The organism is Streptomyces sp. NPDC006335 (assembly GCF_040612795.1).
GTDB lineage: Bacteria > Actinomycetota > Actinomycetes > Streptomycetales > Streptomycetaceae > Streptomyces.
This window is the reverse complement of record NZ_JBEXQX010000017.1, coordinates 77461-91842: the sequence shown is the minus strand read 5'-3', so window position 1 is coordinate 91842 and position 14382 is coordinate 77461. Positions and strand designations below refer to the sequence as shown.

The following is a 14382-nucleotide window of genomic DNA, read 5'->3' as shown; positions in this document are numbered from 1 at the left end:
CCCGGAAAGGGGGCGGCGCGTCATGTGCGGTCTGAGCGGCGAGATCCGCTTCGACGGCAGCCGACCCGACCTCGCGGCCGTCGAGCGCATGACCGACCGGCTCGCCGCCCGCGGGCCCGACGGCCAGGGCATCTGGACACGGGGCGCGGTGGCGCTGGGACACCGACGACTGAAGATCATCGACCTGTCGGACCTCGGCGCCCAGCCGATGACCGACGCCGACGGCGAGATCACCGGCGTCTTCAACGGCTGCGTCTACAACTACAAGGAGCTGCGCGAGGAGCTCGGCAGCCTCGGGCACCGCTTCAGGTCGACGTCGGACACCGAGGTGATACTCCACGCCTACCGGCAGTGGGGAACCGCCTGCGTGGAACGCTTCTACGGCATGTTCGCCTTCGCGATCGTCGAGCACCGCACCGGCCGGGTCGTGCTGGGCCGCGACCGGCTGGGGATCAAACCGCTGTATCTCGCGCCGACGCCGGGCCGCCTGCGGTTCGCCTCCTCCCTGCCCGCCCTCCTGTCCGCCGGAGACGTGGACACCTCCGTCGATCCGGTGGCCGTCCACCAGTACCTGAGCTGGCACGCCACGGTCGCCCCGCCGCACACCGTCCTCAACGGCGTGCGCAAACTGCCGCCGGCCACCGTACGGGTGGTCGAGCCCGACGGCAGCCACCAAGACCACCGCTACTGGCAGCCCTCCTACACGCGCCGCGCCGAACTCGCGGAGATGGGCCCCGACGAGTGGCGTGACGCGGTGCTGGACGCGCTGCGCACGGCCGTACGCCGCCGGATGGTCTCCGACGTGCCGGTCGGCGTGCTGCTCTCCGGCGGTCTGGACTCCAGCCTGATCGTCGCGCTGCTCGCCGACGAGGGCCAGCGGGACCTGAAGACGTTCAGCGTGGGCTTCGAGGCCGAGGGCGGCGAGGAGGGCGACGAGTTCCGCTGGTCGGACCTGGTCGCCCGGGAGTTCGACACGGACCACCGCCGGATGATGGTGCCCTCGGCCCGCGTCTCGACCGCCCTGGACGACGCCGTGGCCGCGATGAGCGAGCCGATGATCAGCCACGACGTGGTCGCCTTCCACCTGCTGTCCGAGCAGGTCTCCAAGGAGGTGAAGGTCGTGCAGAGCGGGCAGGGCGCCGACGAGGTGTTCGCCGGGTACCACTGGTACCCGGAGCTGGCCGCGGTCGCCCGCGAGGAGGAGCCGCGGCAGTACGCCGAGACGTACTTCGACCGCCCCCACGCCGACCTCGCGCACATCCTCCAGCCGCACATGCTGCCTCCGGACGACGTGTCGGGCCGCTTCGTCAGGGAGCACATGGCACGTCCCGGCGCGCAGACCGCCCTGGACGCGGCACTGCGCCTGGACACGCACGTCATGCTCGTCGACGACCCGGTGAAGCGGGTCGACAACATGACCATGGCCTGGGGACTGGAGGCCCGCGTGCCCTTCCTCGACCACGAGCTCGTGGAGCTGGCCGCGGCCTGTCCGCCGGAGCTCAAGCTCGCCGACGGCGGCAAGGGCGTACTGAAGGAGGTCGGCCGCAAGCTCCTGCCGCGGGAGATCGTCGACCGGCCCAAGGGCTACTTCCCGGTCCCGGCCGTCCGGCACATGGCCGGCCCCGTTCTGGACCGGGTGCGCGAGGCGCTCGCCGCGCCCGAGGCGAAGAAGCGGGGCATCTTCCAGGAGTCGTACGTGGCCGAACTCCTGGCGGCGCCCGACGAGCACCGGACCAAACGAGGCGCCAACGCCCTGTGGCAGGTGGCACTACTGGAGATATGGCTGCAGACGCACGGAATCACGTGACCGCCGAGCCCGGCACCCGGCCCTCGCAAAGGGCGGTGCCCGCACCGGCGCGGGAGCCGGCCCACGCCGCGGCCCCCGCCCCGATGCCGTTGCCCGAGGCGGAAGGCCCGCGGGACGCCGTGACCCGGCTGCACGCGCACGGCTGCTGGTACCCCTCCGCCGACCCCGACGGCACCCGGGCGGCCTTCATCTGCGACCGGGGCGGCGTCCCCCAGCTGTGGGCCGGACCCGTGGACGGGGAGGGCGTCCGGCTGCTCGACTCCTCCCCGGACCCCGTGAAGGAGGTGTCCTGGTCACCCGACGGCCGCTGGATCGCGTACACCACCGCACCGGGCGGTGGTGAGCACACCCGCGTGCTGTGCGTGCGCCCCGACGGCACCGGCCGCCGCCTGCTGGCCGGTGCCGACCCGGACACCTCCGCCTACCTCGGCTGCTGGGCCCACGACGGCTCGGCCGTCGCCGTCACCCTCGCCGCACCGGCCACCGCCCGCGCCCAGGGGGACGGCCTGTGGCAGGCGGCGGACGCCGCGGCCCGCTGGACGGTCCGGGACGGCCGAGCGACCCTCCTCGGCACCACCGAGTACGCCGTGGGGCCGGACGGGACACCGGCGACCCGGGCGGGCGGGGGCCTGTCCGCCTACCTGATCGACCCCGACGGCCTGGCCTCTCCCGTGCTGCTCGCCACGGAACCGGACGCCCCCACACTCCGGGTGTGCGACCTCAGCCACGACGGCCGGCTCGCGCTGCTGCGCCGGGGGCCGCGCGGACGGCGGGAGGCGTTCGTCCGGCGGGTCTCCGACGCGGTGACGACCTTCACCCTGCCCGTCGCCGACGGCGACCAGTGGATCGGCCGGTTCTCACTCGACGGGCGGACCCTGTGGCTGCGCAGCGACGCCGACCGGGAGTACGCGGCCCTGTTCGCCGTCGCCCTCGACCCCGACGGCACCCCGGGCGGCAGCACGGTCGCGGCCGAACGCGAGGACAGCGGCCTCGACCTGCTGGCGATGGCGCACGACGGCCGCACGGCCGTGCTGGCGTGGAACGTGCGCGGCGCCAGCGAACTCGACATCGTCGAGACCTCCCCGGCGGACGGCGCCCCGGACGCCGTCGGACCGGCGCGGCCGGTGCCGCTGCCCCACGAGGTCGTCACGCGGATCGCGGCGGCCGGGACGGGACGGCTGCTGCTGGCGCTGTCCGGTTCACAACGCCGCCCCGGCGTGTGGTGGGCCCACGAAGGCGTGTCCCTGCTGCGCACCCCGTGGTCCTCCCGGGACGAGGACGCGGTCCCGCCGGGCCGCCCGCCCGTACGCCCCGTCCTCACCCGCCTCACCGCCCGGGACGGCCTGCCCCTCAGCGGCTGGTACTACCGCGCTCCCGGACGCGCCCCGAACGAACCGGCGCCCTGTGTGATCCACCTGCACGGCGGCCCCGAGGACCAGGAACGCCCGGTGTTCGACCCGCTCTACCACGAACTGCTCGGGCGCGGACTGGACGTCTTCGCCCCCGACGTCCGCGGCTCCGGCGGACACGGCCGGTCCTTCGTCGACGCCGACCTGGGCACCGGCCGCTTCGCCGCCCTCGACGACGTCGCCGACTGCGCGGCGCACGCGGTCACGGCGGGCCCCGCGGACCCGACCCGGCTGGCGGTGATGGGGCGCTCGTACGGCGGCTACCTGACCTTCGCCTCCCTCGTGTGGCACCCGGACCTCTTCCGCACCGGTGTCGCCGTCTGCGGCATGTCGGACCTCCTGACCTTCTTCGCCGGCACCGAGCCCTGGATCGCGGAATCGGCGGCGCACAAGTACGGCCATCCCGAGCGCGACCGCGAACTGCTGCACGCCCTGTCACCGATGAGCCGGATCGACGCGCTGCGGGTCCCGCTGCTCGCCGTGCACGGCGAGCACGACACCAACGTGCCGCCGGGGGAGTCGGAACAGTTCGTGCGGGCCGCGCGCGAGCACGGAGTCCCCGCCGAACTCCTCGTCCTGCGCGACGAGGGGCACGACTTCCTGCGCGCAGACAACCGACGCCTGTTCCGCCGGGCCGCCGCCGACTGGATGGAACGGCACCTGCACCCCTTCTGACCCTCCGCGGGGGAGGGGACGGCCGGGCCGGGCGTTTCGACGGGCGTCCGCGGTCAACACGGTGGTGAGGACCGAGTGGGCCGTACGGTCCCGACAACGGAACGGGGCGGACGGACTGGGAGGAACGATGGATCACTCACGGGTGCCCGTGCTGGAGGCGCTGGAGGAGTTCCGGCGGCGCGGAGACGTCGCCTTCGGCCCGCCCGGCCACAAGCAGGGCCGCGGCGTCGACCCGCGGGTGGCGGAGATCGTCGGGCTCGACGTGTTCCGCTCGGACGTCCTGTCCCTCAACGGATTGGACGACCGCCGTCAGTCCCAGGGCGTGCTCAGTGACGCACAGGACCTGATGGCGGACGCGGTCGGGGCCGAGCAGGCGTTCTTCTCCACGTGCGGCAGCTCCCTGTCCGTCAAGACGGCCATGCTGGCCGTGGCCGGCCCGGGGGAGAAGCTGCTCCTCTCGCGCAACGCGCACAAGTCTGTGATCTCCGGCGTCGTCGTCAACGGCGTCGAACCGATCTGGGTCCACCCCAAGTTCGACCGCGACCGGCACCTCGCCCATCCGCCGGAGCCCGAGGACGTACGCCGCAGCCTCCAGGAGCACCCCGACGCCAAGGGCATGCTGCTGATCACCCCCACCGACTGGGGGACCTGCGCCGACATCCGGGGCGTGGCACGGGTGTGCCACGAGTTCGGCGTGCCCCTCATCGTCGACGAGGCGTGGGGCGCCCATCTGCCCTTCCACCCCGAGCTGCCCGCCTGGGGCATGGACGCCGAGGCGGACCTGGTGGTCACCAGCGTCCACAAGATGGGCGGGGCGATCGAGCAGAGCTCCGTCTTCCACCTCCAGTACGACCGGGTCTCCCCGGAGGCGCTCAAGCAACGGGAGGACCTGCTCGGCACCACCAGCGCCTCCTCCCTGGTGTACCTGACCCTGGACGGCTGGCGCCGCCAGATGGTCGAGCAGGGCCACGACCTCCTGGACGCCGCGCTGCGCCGCGCGGAACGGATCCGGCTGGCGGCCGAGGAGCTGCCGGGGCTGCGGCCCATGGGGCAGGAGATCGTGGAGGAGGGACTCGCCGCGGCCTTCGACCCGCTGAAGATCGTCATCGACGTGCGCGAACTCGGGATCAGCGGCATGCAGGCCGCCGAGTGGCTGCGGGCCGAGCGGCACGTGGACCTCGGCGGCTCCGACACCTGCCGGATCAGCGCGTCGATCACGCACGCGGACGACGACGAGACGGAGAAGACGCTCCTGGACGCCCTGCGGGCCCTCACGGAGGGCGCCGATTCCATCGAGCGCAGGCCGCCGGTACGCCTGCCCGAGCCCTCGGCCCTGGAACTGGAGCAGGCCATGCTGCCGCGCGAGGCCTTCTTCGCCGAGGTCGACCACGTCCCCGCCGAGCGGGCCGCGGGCCGTGTCGCAGCGGAGATGATCAGCCCGTACCCGCCGGGCGTGCCGGTGATCGCACCCGGCGAGGTCATCACCGACGAGGTCCTCGACTACCTGCGCAGCGGAGTCGAGCACGGCGTCCTGATCCCGGACGCCGCCGACCCCTCGGTCAAGACGTTGCGGGTGGTGGCGCGGCGCTGAGGAGGCCCTTGCCGGCGATCGCGGCCAGGGACAGCGTCCGGTATCCCATGGACTCGAACAGCACGGTGACGCGGTCGCCCTCCTCGCTCATCACCGTGCCCTCTCCCCACTCCGTGTGCTGCACGCGGGTGCCCGCCGCGTAGGAGGCAGCCGCAGGCGAAGGGGTCTCCCGGGGCTCCTCGCCCGTGTCCCCCACACCGTCCACGACGGTGTCGCCGGTGGAGGGGGACGCGCACAGGTCGCAGGCCCCGCACGGGGCGTCGTACGGCTCCCCGAAGTAACCGAGCAGGAACCGGCGCCGGCAGCCCGTCGTCTCTGCGTACTCCAGCATCATGGCCAGCCGCGACTGCTCCAGCCTTCTGCGGGACCGGGCCTCCTCCGCCGCCCGGGCGGCCGCGTCCTCCGCCGTCGTCCCGGCCACGGCGCGCACCCGCCCGTCGTCCTCCACGCGCACCGCCCCCGCCTGCTCCAGGAGGTTGACCGCCGCCGTCACGCGTCTGCGCGTGAGCCCCGTCTCCTGCGCGATGTCGTCCCGCGTGACGGGGGCGCCGCTGCCGTGAACGCGCTCCGCGACCGCGCCGAGAGTGTCCTCGTCCGGCGCCCGCGTCGCGAACAGGCGCTGGAGGCCGCTGTCCTGCGTCCGGTAGTGCAGGACGGCGACCGCGGGCCCGCCGTCGCGCCCCGCACGGCCGATCTCCTGGTAGTAGGCGTCGAGCGAGCCGGGCACGGACGCGTGCAGCACGAACCGCACGTCCTCCTTGTCGATGCCCATGCCGAACGCCGAGGTGGCGACCACGACGTCGGTCTCGCCGGCCAGGAAGGCGTCGTGCGCCCGCGAGCGCTCACCGGCTGTCAGCCCGGCGTGGTAGGCGGCGGCCGACAGGCCCAGCGCGGCCAGGTCGTCGGCGTACGCCTCGGCGTCCCGGCGGGTGGCGGTGTAGACGATGCCCGGCTTGGGTTCCGCGGCGGCGCGTTCCACGACCACCCGGCGCTTCTCCGTGTCGTCCAGGAAGCGGCGCACCTCCAACGCGATGTTCGGCCGGTCGAAACCGGCCACGACCAGCGCCGGATCCTCCATGCCGAGCCGCTCCACGATCTCCTCGCGCACCGGCGGGGCGGCCGTGGCCGTCAGGGCGAGGACCGGGGGCCGGCCCACCCGCCGGACGGCCTGGGCCAGGCGCAGGTAGTCGGGGCGGAAGTCGTGGCCCCAGGCGGCGACGCACTGCGCCTCGTCGACGACGAACAGCGAGGGCGCGGCCTGCGCCAGGCGCTCGACCACGTCGTCCTTGGCGAGCTGCTCGGGGGAGAGGAACAGGAACTCGGCGTCGCCGTGCCGGACCGCGTCCCAGGCGGCCTCCGTCTCCCCGGCCGCCTGGGCGGAGTTGACCGCGACGGCGTCGGGGGCGTCGGCGTGACCGAGCAGGCCGGCGATCTGGTCCCGCTGGAGGGCGATGAGCGGGGAGACCACCACCGTGGGCCCCGCGAGCAGCAGCCCCGGCACCTGGTACACTGCCGACTTCCCGGCGCCGGTGGGCATGACGGCCAGGGTGTCCCGGCCCCGCATGACCGCTTCCATCGCGGTGAGCTGCCCCGGCCGCAGCTCGCTCCAGCCGAACACCTCGTCGGCGGCCCGCGCCAACCGGTCCCGGACTCCGCGACTCCTCCTGCTGTCGGCCATGCCGGCTCCCTTCACGGTCTGGGGTTGGTGCGCTGCCACTTCGGGCGGGCGTCGCCCCCACGGCGTCCCGCCACCGAGGCACAGCGCGGACACAGGCGCCGCACCCGGTCCGCCGCGCCCCCGGACTCCGGGATCGTGTCGGACCAGGTGACGTGCGGGAACCGGTCCAGCCGCGAGCGGCTGAGGGAAAGACCGCAGACCGTCTGGTTCAGGCCCGGCTCCCACGCGTGGACCTCTCCCGCGGGCAGCCGGCGCCGTCCCTCCTCCTCGTCCGTCCACTGACCGGACGCGGCGACGCGGTACTCCTTGACGCGTGGCATGACGACTCCCCGCTCGTTCGGAGCAACCGCGTTCCCCGTACGCGCGGACACAAGCCCCCCGCGCCGACCTCAGGCCACGCGGATTCCCACGATGCAGGTGTCGTCGTCGGTGTCGGACCTGCTGTGCGTGAGCAGACGGTCCAACTGCTGGTCCAGCGTGGGCGGAACAGCGCGTGCGACCGTCAGGAACTGCGCGAGGGACTCCTCCACGGACCGGTCCCGGCGTTCGATCAGACCGTCCGTGTACATCAGCAGCGTGTCGTCGACGGCGAGCTGGACCTCGTGCTCCTCGTACCTCGCCTCCGGCACGGCGCCCAGCAGCAGCCCCGTGACCAGCGGCAGCGGTGCCGCGTCCGAGCCGCGCACCAGGACCGGCGGCAGGTGCCCGGCCCGCGCCCAGCGCAGGGTGTGGTTCTCGGGGTCGTACAGACCGCACACCGCGGTGGCGGTGACGGCACCGGTCAGGTGGTGGGCCACCATGTTGAGCCAGGACAGCAGCTGGGCCGGCCCGGCGCCGGTGACGGCGAGCCCGCGCAGCGCGTTGCGCAGCACGACCATGCTGGTGGCCGCCTCGATGCCGTGGCCCGCGACGTCGCCCACGCACAGCAGCACCAGCCGGGACGGCAGCACGACCGCGTCGTACCAGTCGCCGCCCACCAGGTGCTGGGTCTCCGCGGGCCGGTAGCGCACCGCCACGTCCAGCCCCGGAACCTCCAGCGGGGCCTGTGTCGGCGGCATGATGGCGTGCTGCAACTGGAGCGTCAGCCGGTTGCGTTCGCTGGCCTGCTGCTCGGTGTGGGCGAGCTGGTCCCGGGTGGCGGCGAGGGCGACCTCGGTCCAGTGGTGCGCGGAGATGTCCTGGTAGGCGCCGCGCAACAGGTAGAGCTGACCGGCGGAGTCCAGGACCGGTTCGACCACGACCCGGATGTGCCGGGTGACCCCGTCCGGGCGTTGCAGCCGGAACGCGGTGGACGCGGGACGGCGCTGGTGGAGCAGGGTGCGCAGGAACCGTCCGATGGCCACGGCGTCGTCGGGGTGGGCGTGGGCGGCCAGCTCCTCCAGCGGCACGGGGGAGTCGGTGACGGGCCTGCCGTAGAGGTGGTAGAGCTGGCCGTTCCAGGTGATCTCGCCGGTCAGCAGGTTCTCCTCGAAGCCGCCGATGCGCCCCAGGCGCTGGGCGTGCTGGAGCAGGCTCGCCAGGCGGGCCGTCTCGTCCTCGATGCGCCAGATCAGCAGCACGCTGTCGCCGTGCCGGCTGACGTTGATGTCGGCGACCGCGGCGAGCTGGACGTCGTCCACCAGGGCGGTGAGCCGCATGCGGTGGGCGCGGAAGGGCTCGCCGGTGGCGTAGACGCGCTCGATCCGGTCGAACAGCTCGCTGTGGCCCGCGGCCATCGGGTACGCCTCCAGCAGCAGCGCGCCGTTCACGGCGCCCCGCGGCCGGCCCGCCGGGTCGAGGAAGCGACTGTTGACGTGGTGGATGCGGAAGTCGACGAGGTGCCCGTCGAGGTCCAGGTGCGGCACCAGCACCAGGGCGGGATCATGCAGCCCGTCGGCCAGGTCCATCAGCTCGGAGACGTCCGGCAGGACGCGCGGGGCCGGGGCGCCGTCGGGGTGCTGGAGCGTGTACGTCTCCAAGGTGTGCGCGCACAGCTCGGCGAGCGCCTCGATCTGGCGGACGATCGCCGGGGGAGGGGACTCCAGCGGCGTGGGCCAGGCGATCTCCAGCACACCGTGGATGCGCCCGCCGGTACCGGCCGGAACGGCGACCCGCCCGCCGTCGGGGTGGTCGTGCTGGCCGATGGACGGCAGGCCGGTCTCGGACAGACTGCGGATCCATTCCCCCGAGCGCTCGGTGAGCCCACGGCGGGCCACCGTCGTCACACCCGGCGGCACATGGCGCCAGCGTCCCGCCTCGGCTGCGGAGAACCCGGCGCTGCCCGCCAGCGCGAGCGACCCGTCGGACCCCAGAGCCCAGATGGCCACCGCCTCCGCGCCCAGCGGGGTGAGCGCGTGCTCCAGCAGGGAGTCGGCGACGGCCTGGGTGTCGTCGGCGGCCAGCGCCCCGCTCTCCGCGGTACGCAGCCGTACGGCGGAGGAGTGCCCGTCGGGCGGATCGGCGGAGGCGGTGGCCGCGAGGAAGGCGCTGGTCACCTCCGACAGCCGGTCGCGCGAGGCCTGGTTGATCACCTCGACGGCGAACTCCAGCGGGGTGACCCCGGCCTGCGCGGTGAGCTCGGCGAGCTGCCGCGATGCCTGCGCCGGGCCGCAGCCCAGCCGCTCGACCAGGATGCCCTTGGCCAGTTCGATCAGGGCCCGCCCGTCCGCCTCGGCCTGCGCCGCCCGCACCTCCTGGCGCAGCCGTTCCACGGTCGCCGCCAGCCTGCCGACGGGAGAGGCCTGCCCGTCGCCGTCGACGGCGGGCTGGCCGCCCAGGGGGGCGGTCTGGGGCTCGGACGGCTGGCGGAGATCACTCACGGTGGGCCTGTTCCTCGGGTGGGACGTCACGCGGTCGGCTGGTGGGCTCTGCGCGCGCTCACACGGGCAGCCACCGTCGGACGCGGGCGATCAGGTCGCCGGTGTCGACGGGCTTGGTGACGTAGTCGTTGGCACCCGACGCCAGGCTCTTCTCCTGGTCGCCCGGCATGGCCTTCGCGGTGACCGCGATGATGGGGAGCTCCGCGTACTGCGGCATCGAACGGATCTCCGCGGTGGCGGCGTACCCGTCCATCTCCGGCATCATCACGTCCATCAGGACCAGCGAGATGTCGGGGTGGGCGAGCAGCATCTCGATGCCCTTGCGGCCGTTGTCCGCGTGCAGGACCTGGAAGCCGTGCAGCTCCAGCACCCCGCTGAGCGCGAACAGGTTGCGGGCGTCGTCGTCGACCACGAGGACCGTGCGGCCGAGGAAGGAGTCGTCCACCACCTGCGCGGCGGGGCGCTGCGGTTCCTCCGGGCGCACCAGCGACAGCACGTCGCCGGGCTGCTCGGCGGACAGGTGAAGGGTGATGCGTTCGCGCAGGTCGTCCAGGCTGGACAGGAAGTCCAGCGGCCGGTCGCCCGCCAGGGCCCGCAGACCCTGCTCCTGGGCCAGGTCCACGCGGTGCCCGGTGTGGATCAGGACCGGCACGCTGGCCAGCGCCGAGTCCCCGCCCATGGCCTCCAGGAAGTCGGCGCCCTCGTCGTGCGGCATGCCGAGTTCGAGGACGACGCAGTGGCAGGGGTCGGCCGCCAGCGTGCTCGCGGCCTCCTGCGCCCCCACCGCCGTGATGATGTCGATCGCCCCGTGCGGATCGTCGGAGTCGTACGCGAGGTCCGCGACGGCCCGCTCGGCGACCAGCGTGAGCAGACCCCGCGGGCGCTCCTCGATGACCAGCAGCCGGCGCCTGCGGTGCTCGGGCGAGGGCGCGGCGGCGGTCAGCGTCCGGGGCTCGGCCGCCTCCAGGGCGCCGGCGGTGCCGGACGGCTGTTCCGCCGGACGTCCGCCGCCCTCCATCAGTTCCTCGAAGTCGGCGCGTGCGACGGGCAGGTACAGGGTGAACGTGCTGCCCTGGCCGGGAGTGCTGTCGACGGTGACCGCGCCGCCCAGCAGATGGGCGATCTCCCGGGTGATGGACAGACCGAGCCCGGTGCCGCCGTACTTGCGGCTGGTCGTCCCGTCGGCCTGCTGGAACGCCCCGAAGATCGTCTCCAGTTGCTGCGGCGGAATGCCGATGCCGGTGTCCTTGACCCGGAACGCGACGATCGGGCCGCCCCGGTGCACGCCCGCCGGCACCTCCCGGTCGGCCGCGGGCTCGATCCGCAGCTCCACACCGCCCTGCTCGGTGAACTTCACCGCGTTCGACAGCAGGTTGCGCAGGATCTGCCGCAGCCGGGAGTCGTCGGTGAGCAGGTCGGCCGGGGTACCGGGCGCGGTGGCGACGGTGAACTCCAGGCTCTTCTGCGTCGTCATCGGCCGGAACGTGGCCTCGACGTACTCCAGGAGCTGGCGCAGCGGGACCCGCTCGGGGGCCACGTCCATCTTGCCGGCCTCGACCTTGGACAGGTCGAGGATGTCGTTGATGAGCTGGAGCAGGTCCGAGCCCGCCGAGTGGATGATGCCCGCGTACTCGACCTGCTTCGGCGTGAGGTTGCGCGAGGGGTTCTGTGCCAGCAACTGGGCCAGGATCAGCAGGCTGTTGAGCGGGGTGCGCAGCTCGTGGCTCATGTTGGCCAGGAACTCCGATTTGTACTTGGAGGCCAGCGACAACTGCTGTGCGCGGGTCTCCAGTTCCTGCCGGGCCTGCTCGATCTGGAGGTTCTTCGCCTCGATGTCGCGGTTCTGCGAGGCCAGCAGGGAGGCCTTCTCCTCCAGCTCGGCGTTGGAGCGCTGGAGTTCGTCCTGCTGGACCTGCAACTCCTCGGAGCGGGCCTGGAGTTCGGCGGTCAGCCGCTGGGACTCGTCCAGCAGCTCGTCGGTGCGGACGTTGGCCACGATGGTGTTGAGGTTGACGCCGATGGTCGGCATCAGCTGCGCCAGGAAGTCCTGGTGGATCTGCGTGAAGCGGCTGACCGACGCCAGCTCGATCACCCCGAGGACCTGCTCCTCGACCACGATCGGCAGCACCACCAGAGCGGCGGGCACGGCATGCCCGAGTCCGGAGGAGATGGTGACGTACCCCTCGGGCAGCTCCTCCACGGTGACCATACGGCGGTTGCGCGCGGCCTGCCCGACCAGCGAGCGCCCGACCGGGATCCGGGTGGGCCGCTCGTCGTCGTCCGGGTAGCCGTACGAACCCACCAGCCGCAGCTCGTGCCCGCGCTCGGTGTCCTCGGCCAGGTAGAAGGCGCCGTACTGGGCGGAGACCAGAGGGGTGAGCTCGTCCATGATGAGCTCGGCGACCACGGGCAGGTCCCGGTGGCCCTGCATCAGACTGGAGATCCGGGCCAGGTTGGTCTTGAGCCAGTCCTGCTCCTGGTTGGCCCGGGTGGTCTCGCGCAGGGACTCCACCATGGAGTTGATGTTGTCCTTGAGCTCGGCGACCTCGCCGGAGGCCTCCACCCGGATCGACCGCGTCAGGTCCCCCTCGGCGACGGCGCTGGCGACCTCGGCGATCGCGCGGACCTGCCGGGTGAGGTTGCCGGCCAGTTCGTTGACGTTCTCCGTCAGCCGCTTCCAGGTGCCCTCGACGCCCTCGACCTCGGCCTGTCCGCCGAGCCGTCCCTCGCTGCCGACCTCGCGGGCGACGCGGGTGACCTCGGCGGCGAACGACGAGAGCTGGTCGACCATCGTGTTGATGGTCGTCTTCAACTCCAGGATCTCGCCCCGGGCGTCGACGTCGATCTTCTTGGACAGGTCGCCGTTGGCCACGGCGGTCGTCACCAGGGCGATGTTGCGCACCTGCCCGGTGAGGTTGTTGGCCATGGAGTTGACGTTGTCCGTCAGGTCCTTCCACGTGCCTGCCACGTTCGGCACCTGCGCCTGCCCACCGAGGCGGCCCTCGGTGCCGACCTCTCGGGCGACGCGGGTGACCTCGTTGGCGAACGCGGAGAGCGTGTCGACCATCGTGTTGATGACGTCCGCCAGAGCGGCGACCTCGCCCTTGGCCTCGACGGTGATCTTCTGCGAGAGGTCACCGCGGGCCACGGCGGTGGCGACCTGGGCGATCGAGCGGACCTGACCGGTCAGGTTGGAGGCCATCACGTTGACGTTGTCGGTGAGGTCCTTCCAGGTCCCCGACACGCCCCGCACGATCGCCTGGCCGCCGAGGTTGCCCTCGGTGCCCACCTCGCGGGCGACGCGGGTGACTTCGTCGGCGAAGGCGGAGAGCTGGTCGACCATCGTGTTGATGGTGTTCTTGAGTTCGAGGATCTCGCCGCGGGCGTCGACGGTGATCTTCTGGGAGAGGTCGCCCTGCGCGACCGCCGTGGCCACCTGGGCGATGTTGCGGACCTGCGCGGTGAGGTTGCCGCCCATGAAGTTCACGGAGTCGGTGAGGTCGCGCCAGGTGCCCTTGACCCCCTTGACGTCCGCCTGTCCGCCGAGCCGCCCCTCGGTGCCGACTTCTCGGGCGACGCGGGTGACTTCGTCGGCGAAGGCGGAGAGCTGGTCGACCATCGTGTTGATGGTGTTCTTGAGTTCGAGGATCTCGCCGCGGGCGTCGACGGTGATCTTCTGGGAGAGGTCGCCCTGGGCCACCGCCGTCGTCACCTGGGCGATGTTGCGGACCTGGGAAGTGAGGTTTCCCGCCATGAAGTTGACCGAATCGGTGAGGTCCCGCCAGACCCCGCCCACCCCGGGCACCTGCGCCTGTCCGCCGAGCCGCCCCTCGCTGCCGACTTCTCGGGCGACGCGGGTGACCTCGTCGGCGAAGGCGGAGAGCTGGTCGACCATCGTGTTGACGGTCTCCTTCAGCTGAAGGATCTCCCCGCGCGCGGGCACGTCGATCTTCTGGGAGAGGTCACCCTTGGCCACAGCGGTCGCCACCTGGGCGATGTCACGGACCTGCGTGGTCAGGTTTCCCGCCATCGCGTTGACCGAGTCGGTCAGGTCCGCCCAGGTGCCGGAGACCCCCGGAACCTCCGCCTGGCCGCCCAGCGTGCCCTCGGTGCCCACCTCGCGGGCCACTCGCGTGACCTCCGACGTGAACACGGACAGCTGGTCGACCATGCCGTTGAAGACCGTGGCGATGTCGCCCAGCAGACCCTGTCCGTCGGACGGCAGCCGGGTGCCGAAGTCGCCGTCGCGCACGGCCGTCAGCCCCGCCAGCAGCTGGCGTAGCTCCTGCTCACCCGGGGCCTGTTCGCGGGCCTCCGTCGACGTGCTGGTCATGCGCACCCTCGTTCCGCTCCCCAAGAGCCCCCGCACCGAGGACTCGGAACCGTGACGGGCTCCTCAAGGGCCCGCTCACCAGCGACAATTC

General features: G+C 72.7%; 7 protein-coding genes. 3 read left to right on the top strand and 4 right to left on the bottom strand.

Annotation, left to right across the window (positions count from 1 at the left end):
- Positions 1–22: 22 nt before the first annotated feature.
- The 3 genes from ABZ098_RS35100 (at position 23) to ABZ098_RS35090 (ending at position 5482) form a co-directional block, all read left to right on the top strand.
- The gene (locus ABZ098_RS35100; RefSeq protein ID WP_356597782.1) at positions 23–1807 is read left to right on the top strand and encodes an N-acetylglutaminylglutamine amidotransferase; all 1785 of its coding nucleotides are present in this window, start codon (positions 23–25) and stop codon (positions 1805–1807) included.
- An 83-nt stretch (positions 1808–1890) separates the two neighbouring features.
- Positions 1891–3891 carry a prolyl oligopeptidase family serine peptidase gene (locus ABZ098_RS35095; RefSeq protein ID WP_356597860.1) on the top strand — a complete coding sequence of 667 codons (2001 nt, stop codon included), beginning with the start codon at positions 1891–1893 and terminating at the stop codon, positions 3889–3891.
- A gap of 127 nt (positions 3892–4018) precedes the next feature.
- Complete coding sequence (locus tag ABZ098_RS35090) at positions 4019–5482, top strand: ornithine decarboxylase (RefSeq protein ID WP_356597781.1); 1464 nt, start codon at positions 4019–4021, stop codon at positions 5480–5482.
- Here the strand turns inward: ABZ098_RS35090 and ABZ098_RS35085 are convergent.
- From ABZ098_RS35085 to ABZ098_RS35070, 4 genes are all read right to left on the bottom strand, one after another.
- Positions 5451–7160, bottom strand: coding sequence for a RecQ family ATP-dependent DNA helicase (locus ABZ098_RS35085; RefSeq protein WP_356597780.1), 1710 nt, complete (start codon positions 7158–7160; stop codon positions 5451–5453). The genes ABZ098_RS35090 and ABZ098_RS35085 overlap by 32 nt on opposite strands.
- A gap of 11 nt (positions 7161–7171) precedes the next feature.
- Positions 7172–7480: a hypothetical protein gene (locus ABZ098_RS35080; RefSeq protein ID WP_356597779.1), complete on the bottom strand. Its 309-nt coding sequence runs from the start codon at positions 7478–7480 to the stop codon at positions 7172–7174.
- A 69-nt stretch (positions 7481–7549) separates the two neighbouring features.
- Complete coding sequence (locus ABZ098_RS35075; protein ID WP_356597859.1) at positions 7550–9916, bottom strand: SpoIIE family protein phosphatase; 2367 nt, start codon at positions 9914–9916, stop codon at positions 7550–7552.
- Positions 9917–10016: 100 nt separating this feature from the next.
- The gene (locus ABZ098_RS35070) at positions 10017–14291 is read right to left on the bottom strand and encodes a HAMP domain-containing protein (protein WP_356597778.1); all 4275 of its coding nucleotides are present in this window, start codon (positions 14289–14291) and stop codon (positions 10017–10019) included.
- Between the last annotated feature and the right edge of the window lie 91 nt (positions 14292–14382).